A 20,729-nucleotide genomic window follows, 5' to 3' on the forward strand; every position below is an offset into this window, starting at 1 on the left:
AAGTCAGGGAATCCGCCACAACCTGCCGCATGGTCGTGGGCGCAGGGGCAGCTATCGTTCGGATCATGAAACAGAATATCGCGATTGCCGGCGCCGGGATCGGCGGGCTTGCCGCCGCTGCCCTATTGGCCGGGGACGGCCACAAGGTCACTGTCTTCGATCAATTCGACATGCCCCGACCGGTCGGCTCCGGGCTGGTCATCCAGCCCGTTGGCATGGAGGTTCTGCGCGCCTGTGGTGCCGCGGATGAGGCACTAGCGCGTGGCACAAGGATTGCCACCATGTTCGGTGACGAGGTCGATCAAAACCGCACGGTTCTCTCCGTCTCTTACGGAAAATCCATCGAGCGTCAGGGGCTTGGCATTCACCGCGCGGCCTTGTTTGAGGCGCTCTACGCGGCTGCGGATTCCGCGGGTACGACCATCATCGCAGACAGTCCCGTTCGCGCGCGCGATGGGCAGTTCCTTGTGATCGAACACGAATGGGACGGTCCCTATGATCTGATCGTCGATGCGCTTGGCGCGGGCTCTCCTCTGTCGCCGCTCAAATCTCGTCCGCTGCCTTACGGCGCAGTTTGGGCGACCGTTCCCTGGCCCGACAACGCCCCGTTCCCCGAAGACCGCCTGACCCAGCGCTATCGTCGCGCCGACCGCATGTTGGGCGTTCTGCCGGTTGGTATCATGAGACCGACGGCGGACACACGCCTCGCCGCAATCTTCTATTCCCTCAAGGCCTATGCAATAGACGGGCATTTCGCGCGCCCTTTCTCCGAGTGGCGCGCCGAGGCCGAGGCGCTTTGGCCTGAATTCGCGGCGTTCCTACCCGACACGCTCGACCATTCTGACTTTACCCGCGCCACCTACACCCACGGCACCTTGCGGCGGCCCTACGATGACGGCCTCGTCCATATCGGCGATGCTGCCCATCGCGCCTCGCCGCAACTGGGGCAGGGGGCAAATATGGCACTGCTCGATGCGCGCGCTTTGCAATTGGCTTTGCGGCAGGCAACGGTGGAGGAGGCCCTGCGCCGCTACGCGATGGCACGGCGCTGGCATGTCTGGCTTTATCAGATGATGTCGGCTTCGTTCACGCCGCAATATCAAAGCGATAGCCGGGCCTTGCCGGTCCTGCGCGACCGCGTACTTGCCCCGCTTAGCCGTACATTTCCGGTGCCTGCGATCCTGACAAAGCTGGTCTGCGGCGACCTTGTGCCGCCTATGGCGTCCCTGACGCCGCGTTCCGACTGACGGCGCGTTCCCGCATCACGATGTAAAGGCCCGAGGCAATCGTCACCGCGATCCCGGCGGCGGCCAACCCGTTGGGCAGGTCGCTGAACATTACGAAGCCCACCAGGGTCGCCATCGGGATCTCAAGATATTGCATCGGGGCCAGCGTGGCCGACGGCGCGAAGCGCAGGGACCATGTCATCAGCAAATGCCCGATGGACCCGAATACTCCCAAGGCCACGAACAACCAGATCTCCGCGCCCATCGGCGGCAACCACCCGACCAACGGTGCGGTCTCGGCCATCGGCAAAAAGACCAGCGGCGTCACGAACGGCAACGCCAGCAACCCAGATGAGGCTTGGAGCGCCAGCGGGTCGATCTCCTTCGCCATCGCGCGGGTGACCAGCATGAAAAAGGCAAACACGATGGCCACGCCAATCGGCAGCAACGCCGCCCAACCGACCGCTGCAAAACTGGGTTGGACAACCATGAGCGTACCCACAAACCCCACCGCACAAGCGATCAGGCGGCGCGGTCCGACCTCTTCATCCAGGAAAAAACGCCCGAGCAAGAGCATGAGGAAGGGCATGACGAACGCAATTGCCACCGCATCCGCCAAAGGCAGGAAGCGCAAGGCAGAGAACATCATCAACAGGCCTGAGATTTGTAGCGCTGCACGAAGGGCTGTCAGGCCGGCCACCCTGGCCGAAGGGAAAAGCGCCGCCCCTGCCATCAGGGCCATCGGTGTGAACAGCAAGGCCTGCGTGACAAAGCGCACGACAATTAGCTGGAATAGCGGAAATTCCTCACCCAACAGCTTCGCCAAGGCATCCGCAAAAGGGATGACCGCACAGAAGCCGAACATCAGCAAGATGCCCAAAAGGGGGCGGTCAGTGGAGGTGTCGCGGGCCATGGTGACTGAATGGCACGGGGCGCGCCGGCCCGCTAGTCCGCGTTCAGATATTCCCAGACGCGGCTGATCACGACCGATCCTTCGCCCACTGCACTAGCGACCCGTTTCACACTCCCCGCCCGAACATCGCCCACTGCGTATATGCCAGGGCACGAGGTAGAATAGGCGCTCGACTGCCCCACATCGGCGCCGGTCTTCACAAAGCCTTGTGGGTTCAACTCAACCAAACCGGACAGCCATTCTGTATTCGGCGCCGCACCCACCATCACAAAGACGGCGCGAGTCTTGATTTGCCAATCCTGCCCGTCACCCGTGTTGCGGATGGTGATCGCGTCGAGCTCAGCTTCGCCATGGCAGCAGGTCATTTGGGTGCGATAATGAATGGTGATGCGTGGATGAGCCTCCAGCCGATCGGTCAGGTAGCGCGACATGGAAGCGGCAAGGCTGTCGCCCCGCACCAGAACGTGTACATGTTTGGCCGTACGGCTCAGGAACATCGCTGCCTGACCGGCCGAGTTCCCGCCGCCAATGACGACCACTTCCGTATTGCGGCAGAACCGCGCTTCAACATCAGTTGCGGCGTAGTAAATGCCAGCGCTCTCAAACTCTTCGAGCCGTTCAATCGGCAGTTTGCGATACTGTACGCCGGTCGCCACAACCAAGGCGCGCGCGCAGGTTTCGGCCCCGTCATCAAGCGTGACATGAAATGTACCATCATCCTTGCGCTGCAACTCGGCGGCTCGGCGCGGCACAGCGAAGCGTGTGCCGAACTTCATCGCCTGCACTTCGCCGCGCCAGCACAGGTCTGCGCCAGAGATACCGGTGGGAAAGCCCATGTAATTCTCAATCCGACTTGACGTTCCGGCCTGTCCGCCAATCGCAAGATCCTCGACCACCAGCGCCTTGAGGCCTTCCGATCCCGCATAAACCGCCGCTGCCACGCCCGCCGGGCCCCCGCCGACGATGAGCACATCATGGAGTTCATCTTCCTCGAAACTCAGGTCCAAGCCCATGCGCGCCGCGATCTTGCGCGGGGTTGGGTCTGCGATTACCTCGCCTTTGCCAAAAATCACCGCAGGTGCGTTCGGCGCGATGGAGCAGGCATGGGCGACCGCTTCGGCTTCCGCCTCATCCAGTGTCAGGGACCGTACGGGGATGCGATTGCGCCCGGCAAAGGCGGCGATCCGGCGAATGTTGCGATCCACTTCTGCGCCGATCAAAGTCAGGGCTGAGGCTTCGCGCTCCAACTGCCCCCGTCTGCGGGCTGCGAAGACCGATATGATGATGTCCGACATCTCAGGGATGCGCGACATGAGGTCGAGCATGGTATGCCGTTCAACACATAGCAGTGTTGTGTCCTGGACCGCCCGCAACGCCATGGAATAGGCCCCGCCATGCAGGAACGCGATGTCACCCGCAAACTGCGTCGGACCGAGCGTCGCGCCATCTCCGTAACGCCCGCCGGTGGCGGGATCGACCGCCTCCATTTCGCCCGCCAGAAGGTAGCAAAACTCATCCACAAGATCGCCTGCGTGGTGCAGAACTTCGCCAGCCTTAAGCGTGCGCTCAGAGCCGACCTTGCGCATCGCGGCGACATGGGCCTCCTCCAGGGGCGTGCGCACCATGGTCCGCAGATCAGCCGCAAGCGTTTCCATCGCTTATCCTTCCCGTCCGTTGAACAGGCCCGTCAGGGCGCGTTTGATCAAACCGGTCACACTTGGCCTGCGCCCGGTGCCGAAGGGCAGGGGGCGACAGACTTCCATCGCGGCCACGCCAACGCGCGCGGTCAGCGCGCCGTTGACCAAGCCTTCGCCAAAGCGGCGCGATAGCTTGGACAGGACCGAGCCGCCAACGGCAGAGCCCAACAGATCGTCCCCCACGGCAACCGCGCCTGTGGCAACAAGATGGGTCAAAACCGCCCGAGTCAAACGCCAGGCCCCCAAAGTACCCGCCCGGCCGCCATAGATTTCTGCGATCTTTCGGATCATCCGCAGGTTGGAGGTGAGCGCTGCGATGATGTCCGCGAAGGCCAGCGGCACCAGCGCCGTAACTGTCGCCACCTGCCGCGCCGCTGCCTCAACCTCCCGCTCGGCCATGGCGTCCAGAGGGGCCATCACCTCCGCCTCGGCCAAGGCAAACAGGCTGGCCGGATCGAACAATTCCTCGCGCTGGCGGTCGAGCGTCTCGCGCCCCAACCGTACCTCCGCGCGTCCAGCATAAAGCGTCGAAATGCGCCGTGCCACGTCCCGTGCGGCCTTAACATCGCCAGAGGCCAACGCCGCTTCTGCCGCGCGATGCACTTTGTCGAGGCGACCAAGGCGCGAAAATGCGGCCAGCTCTCGAAGACAGATCAGCAAAAGCGCCAACACGACTGCGCCGATCAGCGCAAACGCCACCCAGCCCAAGACAGGATTCGACGCCAGCAAGCCAGTCACGAAATTCCACGCCGTGAGGGACGCCACAAACCCGATCAACGCCACAAGAGCCGACCAGAAGAACCGCGCGAGCCAAGACGGCCTGCGTGCGCCCAACGTTGCCACAACCTGCATGGCTTTGCCTTCCGGCAGCGGCATCCCCACATCCGGCACTGGGGCAGCCAGTTCAGGCCCGGCCTCCGGCGCGTCATCCAATTCGATCAGCACGGGGCCTTTTCGCTCACTCACAGCGCGCCCCCTGCTTCCTGGTTTCAAAAATACCTCGGCGGTTTGGGGGCTGGCCCCCAAGATGCAGGCTGGAAAACGGCTTTGTCATCGCAACTTGTCCCCGATCAGAAACTCCGCTGCACGGTCCAGCCGGATATGGGGCGGCCCTTCCCCGGCCCTCAGCGAAAGCGGCGCGGGCGCAAATTTCATCACCCCATATTCCGCATCCAGCCACGCCTCTGCACCCTCGCGCGCCGGGGCCAGCAACACCTGCGGATCCGCCGGCAAATCGCCGGGATGCATGGCCGCCTGTTTGCCACCTTCCAGCAATGCGCCGCGTACCACGCCCAGATCCGCGCCATTCACGCGCCGGGTCTCTTCCACCGTAGCGCGCAGGGCCGCAATCGCCATCGCACCGGTCTCTGCACCCGAGAAATCCGCCTTACGCCGGGCGTCCGACACCAACGCCTCCATGATGCTCTGCAGCTTTCCGTGCTGGTCATGATGCAGATGGTCCGCCTTCGTCGCCGCAAACAGGATCCTGTCCACCCGCTTGCCGAGGATCGAGGTCAGGAACGTATTCCGCCCGGGCCGGAAGCTGCCCAGAATACCGCTTAGCGCCTGCCGCAAATCCTCCACCGCGCGCGGCCCATTGTGGATCGCGCCAAGGGCGTCGACCAACACGACCTGCCTGTCGATCCGCGAGAAATGCGCCCGGAAGAAGGGCTTCACGACCTGCGACTTATACGCCTCGAACCGCCGCGCGAACTCCCGCGCCAATGATCCGCGTGGCGACGCTCCCGGCGGCAGCGGCGCAAAGGTCAGCGCAGGCGAGCCTTCCAGATCACCGGGCAACAGGAAACGCCCCGGCGTGCAATCCGAATAGCCTGCCATCCGCGCCGCGTTCAGATACCCCGTCCATCCATCCGCCAAGGCCTTCGCCGCGCTCTCATCCAGCTTGGCGGTCGCATCCAGCCCTTCAAGCTGCGCCACGAACCCAGCACCCTCTGCGCGAGCCTGTGCCTTTGCCAATGCCTCGGCCGACCACCCGGCGAAACCCATGTCCAGCAGGGCCAGATCCAGCAGCCATTCGCCGGGATAGTCCACGATATCCAGATGCACCGTCCGTGGGCCGGAGAACCCCGATAACAAGCCCTTCGGCCTGACCCGCAGGGACAGGCGCAACTCACTGACCGAGCGCGTGCTTTCCGGCCAGAACGGCTCCGGCCCCGTCATCGCTGCTAGATGGCTCTCAAACTCGAACCTCGGCACAGTATCGTCGGGTTGCGGTTGCAGGAACGCGGCCTCGATCCGGCCACCTGCTGCTGCCTCAAGCCCCGCCATCCGGCCTCGGTCCATCAGGTTCGCGACAAGCGAGGTGATAAACACCGTCTTGCCCGACCGTGCGAGGCCGGTGACGCCCAAGCGGATCACCGGCTCAAACAACATCTCCGAGACACCGTCAGTCACGGTCTCGATCCCCCGGCCCAGGGTGTCTGCAATGGCTCCGATCACCAAGGGGGGCATCCTCTCGCGCTTGTGACCCCACAAGGATAGTCATTCGCTTCAAAGGTTTCGAGGGGCGATGGACGGGGAAGATCAACTGGGGTAGCCCCGTGCCATGCCCCGCTACGCCTTCCGCATAGAATATGACGGCCGCCCCTTCGCGGGCTGGCAGCGTCAGGCCAATGTGCCAAGCGTCCAGCAGACGCTGGAAGAGGCGTTGGCCAAGCTGCAATCGGTTGAGCCTCGCACAACGACCGCTGGCCGCACCGATGCCGGGGTTCACGCCACGGGGCAGGTGGCTTCGGTTGATCTGGAAAAGCCGTGGGATCCTTTCCGTCTGGCCGAGGCGCTGAACTGGCACCTCAAGCCTGCGCCGGTTGCGATCACCGCCTGCACTGAGGTGCCAGAGGATTTCAGTGCGCGTTTCTCGGCCCTGTCACGCAGCTACACGTACCGCTTAGTCTGCCGCCGCGCGCCGGTTGTCCATGACGCGGGCTTCGTTTGGCAAGTGCGCGGCGATCTGGATGTCGCGGCCATGGCCGAGGGCGCGCGCCATCTGATCGGCAAGCATGACTTCACCACCTTCCGCGCGGTTCATTGTCAGGCGCAATCCCCGGTCAAAACACTCGACACGATCGAGGTGGAAGAGGCCCCGGCCCTGGGCGGCGGGCGCGAAATCCGCTTCCACCTTAAGGCGCGCTCTTTCCTGCACAATCAGGTCCGCTCCATCGTCGGCACGCTCGAACGGGTCGGTGCCGGTTCGTGGGAGCCGGACGATGTCCGCACAGCGCTTGAAGCTGTCGACCGCGCCGCCTGCGGCCCCGTCGCCCCGCCCGATGGCCTTTACATGACCGCTGTTGGCTATACCGATGATCCGTTTCAATCCGGCTGGCGCGAAACGCAAGTGGAGGCCCCGTGATGGAGCAACAAGTTCCTATCGTGAAAGATCTGGTCTTCGTCGGCGGCGGTCACACCCATGCGCTCGTGTTGCGCAAATGGGGCATGAAACCGGTGCCGGGCGTCCGCGTCACCCTCATCAACCCTGGCGCTACCGCGCCTTATTCCGGCATGCTGCCCGGCCATATCGCAGGCCATTACACGCGCGACGAGTTGGACATTGATCTCGTCCGCCTCGCCCGTTTCGCGGGCGCGCGTCTGATTGTGGATCGCGCCGTTGCATTGGACCCCGAGGCCAAGATCGTGCGCCTCGGGTCCGGGCGAGAGGTGCGCTATGACCTCGTCTCTCTCGACGTCGGGATCACCGCCGAAATGCCTGTTCTGCCTGGCTTTGCCGAACATGGCGTTCCGGCCAAACCCCTCGGGCGCTTTGCGGACATCTGGGCCGAGCGCTGCGCAGGCAAAGGCCCGATCCGCATCGCGATCCTTGGCGGCGGTGTCGCCGGCTGCGAAGTGGCCATGGCCGCTGTCCACCGCATGAATGGCCTGAACCGAGAGGTCAGCGTTTCCGTCATCGACCGGGGCAAGGTGCTCTCGAGCGTGGTTCCCGCTGCCCGCACCCGCCTGATGGGCGCGCTCATTGAACATGGCGTAGATGTCATCGAGAACGCCGTCCCCGCCTCTGTTGAGGCTGACGCCGTGGTGCTGGAAGATGGCCGCCACATCCCCTCCGACCTGACCATCGGCACCGCCGGAGCCACGCCGCAGGCTTGGGTGGCCGAGACGGGCCTGCCGTGCCGCGATGGATTTCTGGAGGTGGACAAATACCTCCGCTCAACCGCCGACAAAACCATCTACGCCGCAGGTGATTGCGCCCATATCGTCCACGATCCGCGCCCTAAGGCGGGCGTCTACGCTGTGCGCGCCGCACCGATCCTGACGCACAACCTGCGTGCTGATCTGACCGGATCACAGCGCAAGCCGTTCCACCCTCAGAAGGATTTCCTCAAGCTCATCTCGATGGGCGACAAGGTTGCCGTGGCTGAGAAAGCGGGCCTCGCCCGTGCCGGTCGCCCCCTCTGGCGCTGGAAGAACAGCATCGACCAGAAGTTTATGGACCAGTTCCGCCATCTGCCTGAAATGCCTGCGCCTGCCGTGCCGAAGGACGCGGCCAAAGGCGTCGCGGCTGAGCTGTCAGGCCCGGCCCCCTGCGGTGGCTGCGGCGCGAAACTGGGCGCACTGGCGCTTGATGGCGTCCTTGGTGGAGCCCCCGGCGATGACGCCGCCGTCCTGACCATCGGTGGCACGCGCCAGGTCCTCAGTCACGACCACTTGCGTGCCATTGCCCTCGACCCCGTCCTCGTCGCCCGCGTCGCCGCCATCCACGCGCTTGGCGACATCTGGGCCATGGGCGCGACACCGCAAGCCGCACTCGCCCAAGTTATCCTGCCCCGCGCCACGGCCCGGCTTCAGGGTCGCGCCTTGGATGAAGTCATGGACGCCGCCCGCGCGGTGTTTGAGGAAGCTGGAGCCGAGATCATTGGCGGCCATTCCACCGAAGGCGCGGAGCTGACGGTCGGCTTCACCGTCACCGGCCTGCTCGACCGTGACCCCATCACGCTGTCCGGCGCGAAACCCGGCGATGCCCTGATCCTCACCAAACCGCTTGGAACTGGCGTGATCCTTGCTGCTGAGATGCAGGGCAAGGCGCCCGGTGAAGACGTGTTGACCTGCTGGAAGGCCATGCAACAGCCCTCCGCTGACGCCGCCAAAGCCCTCACCCCCCACTCCCATGCCATGACCGACGTCACCGGCTTCGGTCTTTCGGGCCACCTGCAAAACATCTGCACCGCCTCCAATGTCGGTGCTGAGATCGACCTCAACGCCCTGCCGCTGCTGCCTGGAGCCGAGGCCCTCGCCGCCCAAGGTATCCGCTCCTCCCTCTATCCGCAGAACTTGGCGGCGGCCCCCGTCAACGCGGCCACCGGCGCCCGCGCCGAGCTGCTGCACGACCCGCAAACCGCGGGCGGTCTGCTCGCCGCCGTGCCCGCCAAAACCGCCACCGACCTGCCCGGCACGATCATCGGCACCATCACCGAAACGCCCGGCCTCACGGCCACTGGACACGGCGCGCAACAGGCTTAGTCTCCGCCTCAACAAACCCTTCCAAAAAAGGCGCGCGCATCATGTCGAAATTCGGCTCCAGCCAATCCGTCACTCGTGTCGAAGATCAGCGCTTCCTCACCGGCGCAGGCCGCTACACTGATGATATCGCGCCGGAAAACGCGCTCCACGCCTTTGTCCTGCGCTCGCCCGTGGCCCATGCGACCTTCACGCTCGACACCGAAGACGCCCGCCAAGCCCCCGGCGTCCACGCCGTTATCACCGCTGAAGACCTCGCCACCGCCGGTCTTGAGAACAAGATGCGCGCCCATGTCATCAAGAACCGCGACGGCGAGCGCGGCGATGCCTCCCCCCGGACGATCCTTGCCGAAGGCCGGGTGCGGTTCGTGGGCGATGCCGTGGCCTTCATCGTGGCCGAAACGCTGGCCCAAGCCAAAGACGCGGCTGAGCTGATCGAGCTCGACTTCGACGACCTGCCCGTCAAACTCGACCTCGCCCCCGGCGGCCCCGTCATTCACGAAACGGCCCCCGACAACATCGTTTATGATTTTCACCTCGGGGATGAGGCCGCAACCGACGCCGCGCTTGCCCAAGCCAACCGCACCGTCACCCTCACAACCTACGATAACCGCATCATCGTCAATTCGATGGAGCCGCGCAGCGCCTTCGCCGAAACCGAAGGCGACAAGCTCCACGTCGCGGTCACCGGCCAAGGCGTCTGGGGCACCAAGAATGACCTCATCAAATGGTTTGGCCTGTCTGACACCCAAGTGCGCGTGACGAACCCCGACATCGGTGGCGGGTTCGGCATGAAGGCGATGGAGTATCCGGAATACCGCCTTGTGGCGCTCGCTGCCCGCCAAACGGGCCACCCCGTCCGCTGGATCGGCGAACGCACGGAATCCATGCTGTCGGACAATGCGGGCCGCGACCTGAACGTCACCTGCACGCTTGGCTTCGATGCGAACAACAAGATCACCGCCTACAAGGTCGACAGCCTGTCGAACATGGGCGCTTACAACTCGGAATTCGCCCAAGCCATCCAATCGAACCTCTTTGCTCGCGTCCTTTGCGGCCCCTACGACATCCAAACCATGTACTTCCGCAATCGCGGCATCTTCACCAACACCACGCAAGTCGATGCCTATCGCGGGGCAGGGCGGCCCGAGGCGATCTATGCCCTTGAACGCGTGATGGACTTCGCCGCACGGGAACTTGGCGTCGACCCACTCGACCTGCGCCGCACGAACTTCATCGCTGACGAGGCCTTCCCCTACAAGACGGCCACAGATGAGCTTTACGATGTTGGCGAATTCAACCGCGTCCTGACCCGCGCGGCGACTGAGGGCGACGTCGCAGGCTTCGCCGCCCGCCGCGCCACGTCTGAGGCAAACGGCAAATATCGCGGCCTTGGCGTCGCCTACTACATCGAAAGCATCCTCGGCGACCCCTCCGAGACCGCAAAGATCGAACTGCACGACGGCGGCGCGCGCCTTTACGTCGGCACCCAATCGAACGGGCAGGGACATGAGACCGTCTACCGCCAGATCCTGCATGACCAGACCGGCCTGCCGTTTGACCAGATCGAGGTCGTCCAAGGCGACAGCGACCTGATCGCCAAAGGCGGTGGCACCGGCGGATCACGCTCTGTCACAACGCAGGGAGTGGCGATGCGCAAGACGGCGGATGTGCTAATCTCTAACCTGACGGCGTTCTTGGATAAGAATATGGACACCACCGACATGACATTCGACGCAGAGGAGGGCGTGTTCCGCGCCCCGGGCTCGAATGTCGTCGTCACCTTGCTGGAGGCCGCTGAAAAGGCGCATCAGGCGGGCGAAGGCCACCTTGCCACGTCCGAGGAAACCACCAAGCTGCCCGGACGCTCCTTCCCCAACGGCTGCCATATCGCCGAGGTCGAGATTGACGCCGACACCGGCGAGACCCGCGTCGACCGCTACACCGTCGTCGATGATTTGGGCGTGCTGATGAACCCGATGCTTGCCGAAGGGCAGGTGCACGGCGGCGTCGTGCAAGGCATCGGACAGGCGATCACTGAACAGGTGGTCTATGACGAAGACGGCCAGCTTCTGACCGCCACCTTCATGGACTACGGCATGCCGCGAGCCGATGACGTGCCCTATGTCGCCTTCTACACCGAGGAAATCCCCTCCACCGCCAATCCGCTTGGCATGAAGGGCTGTGGCGAGGCCGGGACGGTTGGCGCGCTTGGCGCTGTCGCCAACGCTGTGCAAGACGCACTCTGGCCGCTCGGCCTGCGGCAGGTGGACATGCCGTTCACGCCATCGCGCGTGTGGCACATGTTGCAGGAGGCGAAGGGCCAAGTTGCGGCTGAGTGAGCGGATATCTGGCTGGCTGCGCGGCCTGCGCAGTGCCGCGCCCCCCGCGCCGGTAGATGCGCCGCGCAGTTGCACCCATGTCATCCTGCTCGACGGCACGATGTCATCCCTCACACCGGGCTGCGAAACCAATATCGGCCTCACCTTCTGCCTCTTGCAGGACCTTCCCACTGATAGCACCGTGCGCCTCTATTACGAGCCGGGCATCCAATGGCGTGGCGTCCTGCGTGCGCATGAGGTGATGGCGGGCATCGGCATCAACCGCCAGATCAAACGCGCCTATGCATGGCTCGCCACCGGGTACAAACCGGGCGACCGCATTTTTCTGATGGGGTATTCGCGTGGCGCCTATGCCGTCCGCTCGCTCGGCGGGCTGATCGACCGCATGGGCCTTCTGCGCCGCGAACTCGTCGCCCAAGGCATGGTTGAAGAGATCTACAGCCTCTACCGCGAAGACCCGGAGGGCGCGGCCGCGCAGGCGCTGAGTGGGCGCGTTTGTTTCCGGGAGGTGCCGATCCGCTTTCTGGGTGCTTACGACACTGTCCGCGCCCTTGGCATCCGCTATCCGCTGGTCTGGCGCTTCTTGCCCCTGCCGCACCCCTACCACAGCCACACCCTTGGCGATCATGTCGAGGTGGCGCGCCAGGCGCTCGCCCTTGATGAAACCCGCGTGGCCTATGCGCCGGTTCTTTGGGATACGACAGCGCCCAACCGCAGCGGGCGCGATGTGCGACAGGTTTGGTTCAAGGGCAACCACGGCGACATCGGCGGCCAGTTGAATGGCAGGGCGACGGCGCGTCCCCGCTCCAACATCTCACTCGTCTGGATGCTGGAAGAGGTGGCGGAAGCGGGCCTTTCCCTACCGGTCGGATGGCAGGGCCGCTTTCAAACGGATCACGACGCGCCCTCGATTGGCAATTTCGCGGGCTTCGGCAAACTCTTCTGGGCCCGCAGGCGGCGCGTTGTGGGCGTTGACCCGTCCGAGCGCCTCCACCCCAGCGCCAAGGGCCATTCCGGCGTTCCAACGCTCGACACCAATGATACAGACGGACAGCCCGCGCCCGGCTGATCGGCCCGCCTCAACCTCCCTTTCGCTTCTTTGCCCGCAACGTCGGGTCGGCCTCCCGCGGGTCCTCCGGCCAGGGATGTTTCGGGTACTTCGCCCGCATCTCCTTGCGCACCTCGGCATAAGACCCGTCCCAAAACCCCGGCAAGTCGGTCGTGACCTGAACCGGCCTCTGCGCCGGGCTCAGCAGGGTCAATTTCAGTGGCAGCCGATCCGGTCCGATCCGAGGATGCTCCCGCGTGCCGAATACCTCCTGCAGGCGCAGCGCGACCTCTGGCACGTCGCCCGAATAATCAATCGCCACCGAGCGCCCGAGCGGCGACACCCAGCTCTCCGGCGCCAGCCGCGCGACCTCCTGCATGGCGTCCCACCCGAGCCACGCCTCCAGCGCCTGCGCCGGGTCGAAACGCTTCAAATCATCAGCGCTTTTCAGGCCCGACAGAAACGGAAGCGCCCAATCCTCCAGCCCCGCCATCAAACCCGCGTCTGACACGTCCGCCACGCCGGAAAACGCGACCCGTGCCCGCAACAGCTTCGCCCGTTTCGACCATCCCAATGCGCCCAGGCCAAGATCACGCACCCCGTCCAGCAGGGCCTCGGCCACCGCTTCTGGCGCTGCGTCCTTCCAGACCCGATCCTCCAGCACCAGCGCACCCAACCGCTCCTGCCGCCGCGCCTCTACCCGCCGCGTCCGTTTGGACCATTCGCACACGTCTACCCAAGCGATCCGATCCCCATAGAGCGCCCGGACTTCAGCCTCCGACACCTCAACAGCCGCGCGGATCCGCGCCTCCCTCGGATTGCCATCCAGATCGGTCGCCACGATCAGCCGCGCTCCAGCCAACCCGTCGCCCTCCGGCATCACCGCGCCCTTACCGCCAGACAGCACGAACCGAGGCTGCTCCCCCGCGCGCCGCAGCCCGATCCGGTCCGGGTACGCCAAAGCCGCCTGCGCGCCCGGCCCCAGTGTCGGACCCGCCTCAAACCGCTTCAGCCGCTTAGCCTCCTGTCGGATGCGCGCAATGGCACCGGGATCGGCATTGAACTCTTTGGGCTTGTCCAAAGCCCGCAACCGCCGCTTCAGGTCCACGCCTTGCCCCCGCAACGGATCACGTTCAGCCAAAAGCGCCGCCAGACGGGCGGAGCCCTCGCCGCCAAGCGCCAACATATGCGCCAGCCTCGGATGCAGCGGCATCCGGGCAAGCTCCTTGCCATGGGGTGTGATCGCGTCGCCAGCGTTCAGAGCCCCCAGCTCGCGCAGCAACGCTCGCGCTTCCGCCATCGCGCCCTCCGGCGGCTCGGTCAGAAACGCCAAGCCCTCGGCCCCGCCCCACAGCGCCAGTTCCAAGGCCAAACCGGTCAAATCCGCCGCCTCGATCTCGGCAGGCGGGTAGGCGGGCAAGGCCCCCTCGGCCCCTTTCGTCCACATCCGGTAGCAGACCCCGGGCGCAACCCGACCCGCGCGGCCCCGCCTTTGATCCGCCTCCGCCCGGCTAACAGGTTCCGTCACCAGCCGTGCCATCCCGCTGCCGGGATCAAACCGCGCCCGGCGCGACCGGCCTGCGTCCACGACAATGCGCACGTCTTCGATGGTCAGGGAGGTCTCGGCAATCGACGTGGCCAGCACCAGTTTTCGACCATTGGCCTCTGGCCTGACCGCCGCCCGTTGCTCCGCCAGCTTCATCGCGCCAAACAGAGGGCGTAGCACCACATCGCGCCGCAGACTCCCCTCCAACAACGCGGCCACCCGCCGGATTTCCCCCTCACCCGGAAGGAAGACCAGACAGCCTCCTTCCGCTTCACGCATAGCCTGCAATACCAAATCGGCCACCGCCGCCTCAAACCGCAATTCCTTGCGCGGCGGCACGTCCAGCCACTTGGTCTCGACCGGAAAGGCCCGTCCTTTGGACGAGATCATCGGCGCGTCGTCTAGCATCGCCGCGACTGGCCCCGCATCCAGCGTGGCTGACATCACCACCAGCCAAAGGTCCTCGCGCAGGGCCCTGCGCACTTCCCATGTCAGCGCCAGCCCAAGGTCGGCGTTCAACGACCGCTCGTGGAACTCGTCGAAGATGACGGCGCCCACACCCGGCAGTTCTGGATCGTTCTGCAGCATCCGCGTCAGGATGCCCTCGGTCACCACTTCGATACGAGTGTCCGGTCCAACGGCATTGTCACCGCGCACGCGGTAGCCCACGGTCTGCCCAACCGCTTCGCCCAACGTGTCCGCCATCCGCTCCGCCGCCGCGCGCGCGGCCAGCCTGCGCGGCTCCAGCATAATGATCTTGCCCGTGACCTCAGGCAGCAAGGCCAGTGGTACACGCGTGGTCTTGCCCGCACCGGGTGGGGCCTGCAGAACGGCACGCCCTTCGGCCCGCAAGGCGGCAACAAGCTCGGGCAGGATGGTGTCGATGGGCAGCTCCATGGACATCGGCCTAGGCAAGCGCGCGAGGTGCGTCAACGGCTGGACTTGGCCCGCCGGATTGCGTCATGTGGCAGGGAACGGAGGCGGAGCGCATGGACGATCTGGCAGAGAGGGTGGCAGCAGGCGATAGACGGGCCTTGGCCCGTGCCGTGACGCTGGTGGAAAGCACGCGGCTCGATCATCAGGAACAGGCGCTCGCATTGCTCGATCAATTGCGCGGGCTGGATCGTCAGGCTCTGCGCATCGGCCTGTCAGGCACGCCCGGTGTAGGCAAATCCACGTTCATCGAGGCGTTTGGCATGATGCTGGTCAAAGCGGGCCTGCGTGTTGCTGTGCTGGCCGTGGACCCGTCCTCGGCCCGCTCCGGCGGCTCCATTCTTGGTGATAAGACCCGAATGGATCGCTTGAGTCGCGAGAAGGGCGCGTTCATCCGCCCCTCCCCATCCTCCGCCGCGCTCGGTGGCGTTGCCCGCCGCACGCGAGAGGCAATCAGCTTGTGTGAGGCCGCTGCCTTCGACGTCGTGCTGATCGAGACCGTCGGCGTGGGCCAGTCCGAGACGATGGTGGCACAGATGTGCGACCTATTCGTCCTGCTCCTCGCGCCAGGTGGGGGGGACGACCTGCAGGGCGTGAAGCGCGGCATCATGGAAATGGCCGACATTATCCTAGTGAACAAGGCGGATGGAGACCTCAAAACCACCGCGATCCGCACCGTCTCCGACTATGCCAGCGCCTTGATGCTGCTGCGCAAACGCCCGCAAGATCCGGACGATTTCCCGAAGGCGCTTGCCGTGTCTGCCGTGGAAGGGGGCGGGCTCGACCAAGCCTGGGCCGAGATGCAGGCACTGGCCGATTGGCGCAAGGCAGAGGGGCATTGGGACCGCACCCGCGCGGCGCAGGCCGCGCATTGGTTCGAGCAGGAAGTGCGTGAGGGACTATTGGCGCGGCTCACGCAAGATGCGGAAATCAAGGCCCAGATGCGCAACAGCGCAGAGGCCGTGGCGCGGGGCGAGGCCACAGCGACGGCAGCTGCACGGGCCATTCTCAAGCAGTTGCGTTAGCGGCCTGTAAACCGCGTCATCTCACCCTGATAGCGGATGATCAGCCCGAGGCCCTTCACCTTGGCATGAACGTCAAATGTGATTGCCCCATCCGAACCGACACCTTCCACGCCCTCACAACTGACCACCAAGCCCTTCGGCACCGGAAGGCCAAAGCCGGTGATCTTCGTGATCGGAATATGCAGCCCGCCGTCCAGCACCTTCGGCTCCATCAGGAACACGCTGGTCCCCACCTGCTCGGCCACGATGCCAGGTGCTTCCAGCCATTGTTTGGAGCGGGTCATATGACCGTCAAAATTCCGCTCCCAGATCTCCACGTCACGGTCGCGGGTCATTCGGAAGGTGAACGGCATCTCACCAGACGTGCCCGGCATGCCGCCCGCCTGCGCGACCATGCGGGCCATTGCATTGCCGTGGGTCACGGTCACGCGGCCTTTGTAGAAATCTGAGCCATCAACCGAATGAAACCGCTGCAACGCCTCGGGTAGGTCGTCAAAGGCGGCACCCATGGCCGTGGGGTAGAGCATTATGTCGCCTCGTCGTCTCGGTCGATGAACCGCGCCATCACGCCCGGCTCCGGTATCATGCACGTCTCGTAGCGGCCGAAAAGGGCATAGCGGTTCCGGGCGATGCGATTGTAGAGGAAGGTTTTCAGCGGGCGGGGCAAAAACCGGACGATGGAAAGCGCCCGCCAAGGCCAGCCGACGGCGCGCATCGCGGCGGCGAAACTGTCGAGGTGGGTGTAGGTGACACCGTTGACGAGGATCAGGTTGGTCTCGAAATCATCGGGTGGCAGACCGAGCGCGTTGTATAGGTCTGCTCCCAGATCTGACTGGGCGTGGGCGAAGCGGAAGCGTTCCGCACGGTCTACTCGGGTGATGAAGCGGAAGAAGCCGGAGCACAGCACGCATTCGCCGTCGAAAACGATCAGGTCGCGGTTGGCGAGGCGCGTTTGCAGCGCTTGGGGCAGGTCGGAGACGAGGGCGTTCAGCGGAAGATCGCCTCGCCCTGTTCGTCGATCAGGCGCTTGGCTTTGAGGGTCGACGAGGTCACTGCTTCGTCGCGCGACTGGCACATATCGGCGCGGACCATAGTGTGGGTCTTGGTGTCGCCATCGATCTCTTTCTCGATCAACGCGCAGATCCGGTGGCCGCCTGCATCGGCTTGGGGTTGGGCGATGATGCGGAAACCTTCGTAGTCCTCCGCGGGTTCGCTGGCTGACTTGCCGCCACCGCCGCCGCCGAAGAGTTTGGAGAGGAAAGACATGGGGGTCTCCCGGGTCGGTTCATGGGTCGCCCAGTAACGTAGTGCGATGGGGGGAGGAGGGGAAGGCGCGTGTTTACTCACGCGTGAGCAGCGAGGTTATGATTTTGAAAAATAATGATAAAGTGGATTTCGTTTACGCTTTGTTAACCCGAATTCTGTCGCTTTTTGCGTTTTATCCACGCAACGGGTCGATGTGGTCGAGGTAGTGGGTGACGCAATCCTGCACCCTCCGGAAACGGTCGCCGCCCAGATGCGTGCCACCGAACCAGCGGGTGACGATAATGAGGTGGTTGTGCAACTCAGCCCGCTCCAGCATGCGGACGATCACCATGCCTGCGCCGGCCTCTCCATCATCGTTCTTCAGCGGGCCGTCGGTGGTCAGAAGCGCCCAAGTGTTGTGGGTGGCTTTGGCGAATTTCTTCTGACGTTTGAGGGTTTTGAGGAGGGCGAGCGCCTCGGCCTTGGACGTCGCAGGGCCACCGGAGACGGCGTATTTCGAGCCGCGGTCTGTGAGGATGTTGTCGTGGGTGATGAGCATGGAGTGGGTTTAGGGAGCGGGGTAGGATGTGGCAACGGGGCACCCCGGGCCAAGGCCCGGTCTACGCGTGCAGATTTTCTGCGCGGCTGAGATGGTGCAACACAACCGTGCATCCGACGAGGCGGTGCAGATATGTGTTAAACGCCACGCGACGCGTTCAACCATTCCTTTGGATTGAACCTTGCCGCGCGCCCGCCAAGCGTGTCGGTTGAAAACAATGGATCGTTCGCCTGAAACAACCCGAGCATCAATCCACCGAACAGCAGTGCGTCGCGGGCTTGATATTCGAAGATGTCCAGAAAGCCCGATGTGAAGCGTTCGTTTTCCTGTTTCAAACGATCAATGCCACGGCCCACGACTGCGAGGCGTTTGGATGTGGGGAACGGCGGGGTGCGCAAACCATCGTTGATTGCGTCCAGATTCGGCCTCGAGAGCTGGTAGCCGAATTGGTTTTGCCAATCGAAACCAACCGATACTGAATACAGAAACGTGTCCATCGTTTCACAATTCACTTCGAGAATTGCGTAGTCCAAAGCCTTGAGATCCGCGATCGCCTCGTCGAGGACGGTTTCGCGGAAGAAGAGGTTGGTCGCGCCGTTTTGGGCGAGCGGCCAGTCGGGCCTTTCGCTCCAATCTTCTTCCGAGAAAGGCCCGCTCACTGATCCAGGAACGACCGCAGCTTCCGGCTCCGGCTCGGGTGCTTCAGCTTGCGCAGCGCCTTCGCCTCGATCTGGCGAATACGCTCCCGCGTCACGCTGAACTGCTGGCCAACTTCTTCCAGCGTGTGGTCGGTGTTCATGCCGATGCCGAAACGCATCCGTAAGACGCGTTCTTCGCGGGGCGTCAAAGACGCCAGAACCCGCGTCGTCGTCTCTTTCAGGTTCTCCTGAATGGCGGAGTCGAGCGGCAGGACGGCGTTCTTGTCTTCGATGAAATCGCCAAGCTGGCTGTCTTCCTCATCGCCAATCGGCGTCTCCAAGGAAATCGGCTCCTTGGCGATCTTCATCACCTTGCGGACCTTCTCCAGCGGCATTTGCAGCTTTTCGGCCAGTTCCTCGGGCGTCGGCTCGCGGCCGATTTCGTGCAGCATCTGGCGACCCGTGCGGACCAGTTTGTTGATCGTTTCGATCATATGGACCGGGATGCGGATCGTGCGGGCCTGATCCGCGATACTCCGCGTGATCGCCTGTCGGATCCACCATGTCGCGTAGGTCGAGAACTTGTAGCCGCGGCGATATTCGAACTTATCCACGGCCTTCATCAGGCCGATATTGCCTTCCTGGATCAGGTCGAGGAATTGCAGGCCGCGATTGGTGTATTTCTTGGCGATGGAAATCACGAGGCGCAGGTTGGCTTCGACCATTTCCTTCTTCGCCTGACGCGCTTCTTTCTCGCCCTTCTGCACCTGGTTCACGATTCGGCGGAATTCGGGGATGTCGAGGCCGACATATTGGCCGACCTGAGCCATGTCACCGCGCAGCTCTTCGATCTTGTCGGTGGAGCGTTCGAACAGAGCCGTCCAGCCACGGCCGGACTTGCCCTGCATCCGTTCCATCCAGGTCGGGTCAAGCTCCTGCCCGCGATATTCCTCAATGAATTCGCGGCGGTTGATACGGGCCTGGTCGGCGAGTTTCACCATGGCGCTGTCGATCGACATGATGCGGCGGTTGATGCCGTAAAGCTGATCGACGAGGGCCTCGATACGGTTGTTGTGCAGGTGCAGTTCGTTGACCAGTTCGACGATCTCGGCGCGGAGTTTCTGATACTCGGTCTCCTGCTTGGCGGAGAAGCTGCCGTCTTCGTTCAGGGTCGCGGAAATGCGGCTGTCCTGCATCTCGGAAAGCTGGATGTAATCGGCGGCGATGCGGTCGAGCGTGGCGAGGACCTGCGGCTTGAGCGTGGCCTCCATCGCGGCGAGCGACATGTTGGCTTGGTCGTCGTCGTCCTCGTCGTCATCCTTTTGGATCGGGTTGCCGTCGGCGTCGAGTTCCTGCTCAGGCTCCGGCTTCGGCTTGGGGGCCTCGGCGCCGGGCGGGGTGGAGCCCGTGGCGGTTGGGGCCACGACGGGCGCGTCATCGTCATCGCCCATGGCGGTGCCGAACGTGGCATCAAGGTCGATCACGTCGCGCAGCAGAATGTCTTCGTCGAGAAGTTCGTCGCGCCAGATTGTGATGGCCTGAAAGGTCAGCGGGCTTTCGCACAGGCCCGCGATCATCGTGTTGCGGCCGGCCTCGATCCGTTTGGCGATGGCGATTTCGCCTTCGCGGGACAGCAGCTCGACCGAGCCCATTTCACGCAGGTACATGCGGACGGGGTCATCGGTGCGGTCGAGTTTTTCGGTCTCGGTCGCAGAGACGGCCACTTCGCGGGAGCCGGAGGTTTCGACGACTTCGGTGGAGCCTTCGGACTTCTCTTCGCCTTCCTCGGCCTCTTCATCCTCGATGATGTTGATGCCCATTTCCGACAGCATCGACATCACGTCTTCAATCTGTTCGGAGGACACCTGCTCGGGCGGCAGAACGGTGTTGAGTTGGTCGTAGGTGATGTAGCCTTTGGCGCGCGCGTCCGCGATCATCTTCTTGACGGCGGTTTGGCTCATATCAAGGCCAAGTTCCTGTTCGTCGCCCTCCTGTTTGCGGTCGTCGGTGTCTTTGGCCATTGGCATCTATCCCTTGGGCTTGGGTCGATTCGGGTGAGTCGAACCC

At 63.9% G+C, this 20,729-nt stretch carries 17 protein-coding genes; 6 read left to right on the forward strand and 11 right to left on the reverse strand.

Annotation, left to right across the window (positions count from 1 at the left end; translation table 11 throughout):
- Positions 1-65: 65 nt before the first annotated feature.
- The gene (locus tag V8J81_RS01820) at positions 66-1,247 is read left to right on the forward strand and encodes an FAD-dependent oxidoreductase (protein ID WP_368474048.1); all 1,182 of its coding nucleotides are present in this window, start codon (positions 66-68) and stop codon (positions 1,245-1,247) included.
- Here the strand turns inward: V8J81_RS01820 and V8J81_RS01825 are convergent.
- The 4 genes from V8J81_RS01825 to V8J81_RS01840 form a co-directional block, all read right to left on the reverse strand.
- On the reverse strand, positions 1,216-2,139 hold the full coding sequence (locus V8J81_RS01825; RefSeq protein WP_368474049.1) for a DMT family transporter: 924 nt from the start codon (positions 2,137-2,139) through the stop codon (positions 1,216-1,218). The genes V8J81_RS01820 and V8J81_RS01825 overlap by 32 nt on opposite strands.
- Positions 2,140-2,171: 32 nt before the next feature.
- Entirely contained in the window at positions 2,172-3,794 is a 1,623-nt protein-coding gene (locus tag V8J81_RS01830) for an FAD-dependent oxidoreductase (protein ID WP_368474050.1), read from the reverse strand.
- Positions 3,795-3,797: 3 nt separating this feature from the next.
- Positions 3,798-4,802 carry a YcjF family protein gene (locus tag V8J81_RS01835; RefSeq protein WP_368474051.1) on the reverse strand — a complete coding sequence of 335 codons (1,005 nt, stop codon included), beginning with the start codon at positions 4,800-4,802 and terminating at the stop codon, positions 3,798-3,800.
- A gap of 84 nt (positions 4,803-4,886) precedes the next feature.
- Entirely contained in the window at positions 4,887-6,299 is a 1,413-nt protein-coding gene (locus V8J81_RS01840) for a YcjX family GTP-binding protein (protein ID WP_368474052.1), read from the reverse strand.
- Positions 6,300-6,402: 103 nt separating this feature from the next.
- On the opposite strand from V8J81_RS01840, the gene truA reads away from it, so the two are divergent.
- From truA to V8J81_RS01860, 4 genes are read left to right on the forward strand one after another with little or no spacing between them, the layout of a single operon-like run.
- Complete coding sequence (truA, locus tag V8J81_RS01845) at positions 6,403-7,206, forward strand: tRNA pseudouridine(38-40) synthase TruA (RefSeq protein ID WP_368474053.1); 804 nt, start codon at positions 6,403-6,405, stop codon at positions 7,204-7,206.
- Positions 7,206-9,329, forward strand: a complete 2,124-nt coding sequence (gene selD / locus V8J81_RS01850; protein WP_368474054.1) for a selenide, water dikinase SelD — start codon at positions 7,206-7,208, stop codon at positions 9,327-9,329. The genes truA and selD overlap by 1 nt, the downstream gene beginning before the upstream one ends.
- Before the next feature lie 41 nt (positions 9,330-9,370).
- Positions 9,371-11,668: a xanthine dehydrogenase family protein molybdopterin-binding subunit gene (locus tag V8J81_RS01855; protein WP_368474055.1), complete on the forward strand. Its 2,298-nt coding sequence runs from the start codon at positions 9,371-9,373 to the stop codon at positions 11,666-11,668.
- Complete coding sequence (locus V8J81_RS01860; protein WP_368474056.1) at positions 11,655-12,737, forward strand: T6SS phospholipase effector Tle1-like catalytic domain-containing protein; 1,083 nt, start codon at positions 11,655-11,657, stop codon at positions 12,735-12,737. The genes V8J81_RS01855 and V8J81_RS01860 overlap by 14 nt, the downstream gene beginning before the upstream one ends.
- Before the next feature lie 10 nt (positions 12,738-12,747).
- On the opposite strand, the gene hrpB is transcribed toward V8J81_RS01860, so the two are convergent.
- Entirely contained in the window at positions 12,748-15,165 is a 2,418-nt protein-coding gene (hrpB, locus tag V8J81_RS01865; protein WP_439649859.1) for an ATP-dependent helicase HrpB, read from the reverse strand.
- An 86-nt stretch (positions 15,166-15,251) separates the two neighbouring features.
- Between hrpB and meaB the strand changes: the two genes are divergently transcribed.
- Entirely contained in the window at positions 15,252-16,220 is a 969-nt protein-coding gene (meaB, locus tag V8J81_RS01870) for a methylmalonyl Co-A mutase-associated GTPase MeaB (protein WP_368477576.1), read from the forward strand.
- Here the strand turns inward: meaB and V8J81_RS01875 are convergent.
- The 6 genes from V8J81_RS01875 to rpoD all read right to left on the reverse strand — a co-directional run bounded on the left by V8J81_RS01875 (position 16,217) and on the right by rpoD (position 20,683).
- Positions 16,217-16,747, reverse strand: coding sequence for a DUF4166 domain-containing protein (locus V8J81_RS01875; RefSeq protein ID WP_368474058.1), 531 nt, complete (start codon positions 16,745-16,747; stop codon positions 16,217-16,219). The two genes, meaB and V8J81_RS01875, sit on opposite strands and share 4 nt — an antisense overlap.
- Complete coding sequence (locus tag V8J81_RS01880; protein WP_368474059.1) at positions 16,747-17,295, reverse strand: thiol-disulfide oxidoreductase DCC family protein; 549 nt, start codon at positions 17,293-17,295, stop codon at positions 16,747-16,749. Before V8J81_RS01880 ends, V8J81_RS01875 begins: the two co-directional genes overlap by 1 nt.
- Positions 17,208-17,486, reverse strand: a complete 279-nt coding sequence (locus V8J81_RS01885) for an HlyU family transcriptional regulator (RefSeq protein WP_368474060.1) — start codon at positions 17,484-17,486, stop codon at positions 17,208-17,210. Before V8J81_RS01885 ends, V8J81_RS01880 begins: the two co-directional genes overlap by 88 nt.
- A 172-nt stretch (positions 17,487-17,658) precedes the next feature.
- Entirely contained in the window at positions 17,659-18,024 is a 366-nt protein-coding gene (locus tag V8J81_RS01890; protein WP_368474061.1) for a YigZ family protein, read from the reverse strand.
- 137 nt (positions 18,025-18,161) lie between these two features.
- On the reverse strand, positions 18,162-18,683 hold the full coding sequence (locus tag V8J81_RS01895; RefSeq protein ID WP_368474062.1) for a hypothetical protein: 522 nt from the start codon (positions 18,681-18,683) through the stop codon (positions 18,162-18,164).
- Entirely contained in the window at positions 18,680-20,683 is a 2,004-nt protein-coding gene (rpoD, locus tag V8J81_RS01900; RefSeq protein ID WP_368474063.1) for an RNA polymerase sigma factor RpoD, read from the reverse strand. Before rpoD ends, V8J81_RS01895 begins: the two co-directional genes overlap by 4 nt.
- Between the last annotated feature and the right edge of the window lie 46 nt (positions 20,684-20,729).

The sequence above is a fragment of the Gymnodinialimonas sp. 202GB13-11 genome (genome assembly GCF_040932485.1).
In the GTDB taxonomy this organism is placed as follows: domain Bacteria; phylum Pseudomonadota; class Alphaproteobacteria; order Rhodobacterales; family Rhodobacteraceae; genus Gymnodinialimonas; species Gymnodinialimonas hymeniacidonis.

Coding starts and splice junctions, on each gene's coding strand:
- V8J81_RS01875 (WP_368474058.1), bottom strand. CDS start 16,747: ATGCTCTACCCCACGGCCATGGGTGCCGCCTTTGACGACCTACCCGAG.
- V8J81_RS01885 (WP_368474060.1), bottom strand. CDS start 17,486: ATGTCTTTCCTCTCCAAACTCTTCGGCGGCGGCGGTGGCGGCAAGTCA.
- V8J81_RS01890 (WP_368474061.1), bottom strand. CDS start 18,024: ATGCTCATCACCCACGACAACATCCTCACAGACCGCGGCTCGAAATAC.
- truA (WP_368474053.1), top strand. CDS start 6,403: ATGCCCCGCTACGCCTTCCGCATAGAATATGACGGCCGCCCCTTCGCG.
- rpoD (WP_368474063.1), bottom strand. CDS start 20,683: ATGGCCAAAGACACCGACGACCGCAAACAGGAGGGCGACGAACAGGAA.
- meaB (WP_368477576.1), top strand. CDS start 15,252: ATGGACGATCTGGCAGAGAGGGTGGCAGCAGGCGATAGACGGGCCTTG.
- hrpB (WP_439649859.1), bottom strand. CDS start 15,165: ATGTCCATGGAGCTGCCCATCGACACCATCCTGCCCGAGCTTGTTGCC.
- V8J81_RS01825 (WP_368474049.1), bottom strand. CDS start 2,139: ATGGCCCGCGACACCTCCACTGACCGCCCCCTTTTGGGCATCTTGCTG.
- V8J81_RS01855 (WP_368474055.1), top strand. CDS start 9,371: ATGTCGAAATTCGGCTCCAGCCAATCCGTCACTCGTGTCGAAGATCAG.
- V8J81_RS01820 (WP_368474048.1), top strand. CDS start 66: ATGAAACAGAATATCGCGATTGCCGGCGCCGGGATCGGCGGGCTTGCC.
- V8J81_RS01830 (WP_368474050.1), bottom strand. CDS start 3,794: ATGGAAACGCTTGCGGCTGATCTGCGGACCATGGTGCGCACGCCCCTG.
- selD (WP_368474054.1), top strand. CDS start 7,206: ATGGAGCAACAAGTTCCTATCGTGAAAGATCTGGTCTTCGTCGGCGGC.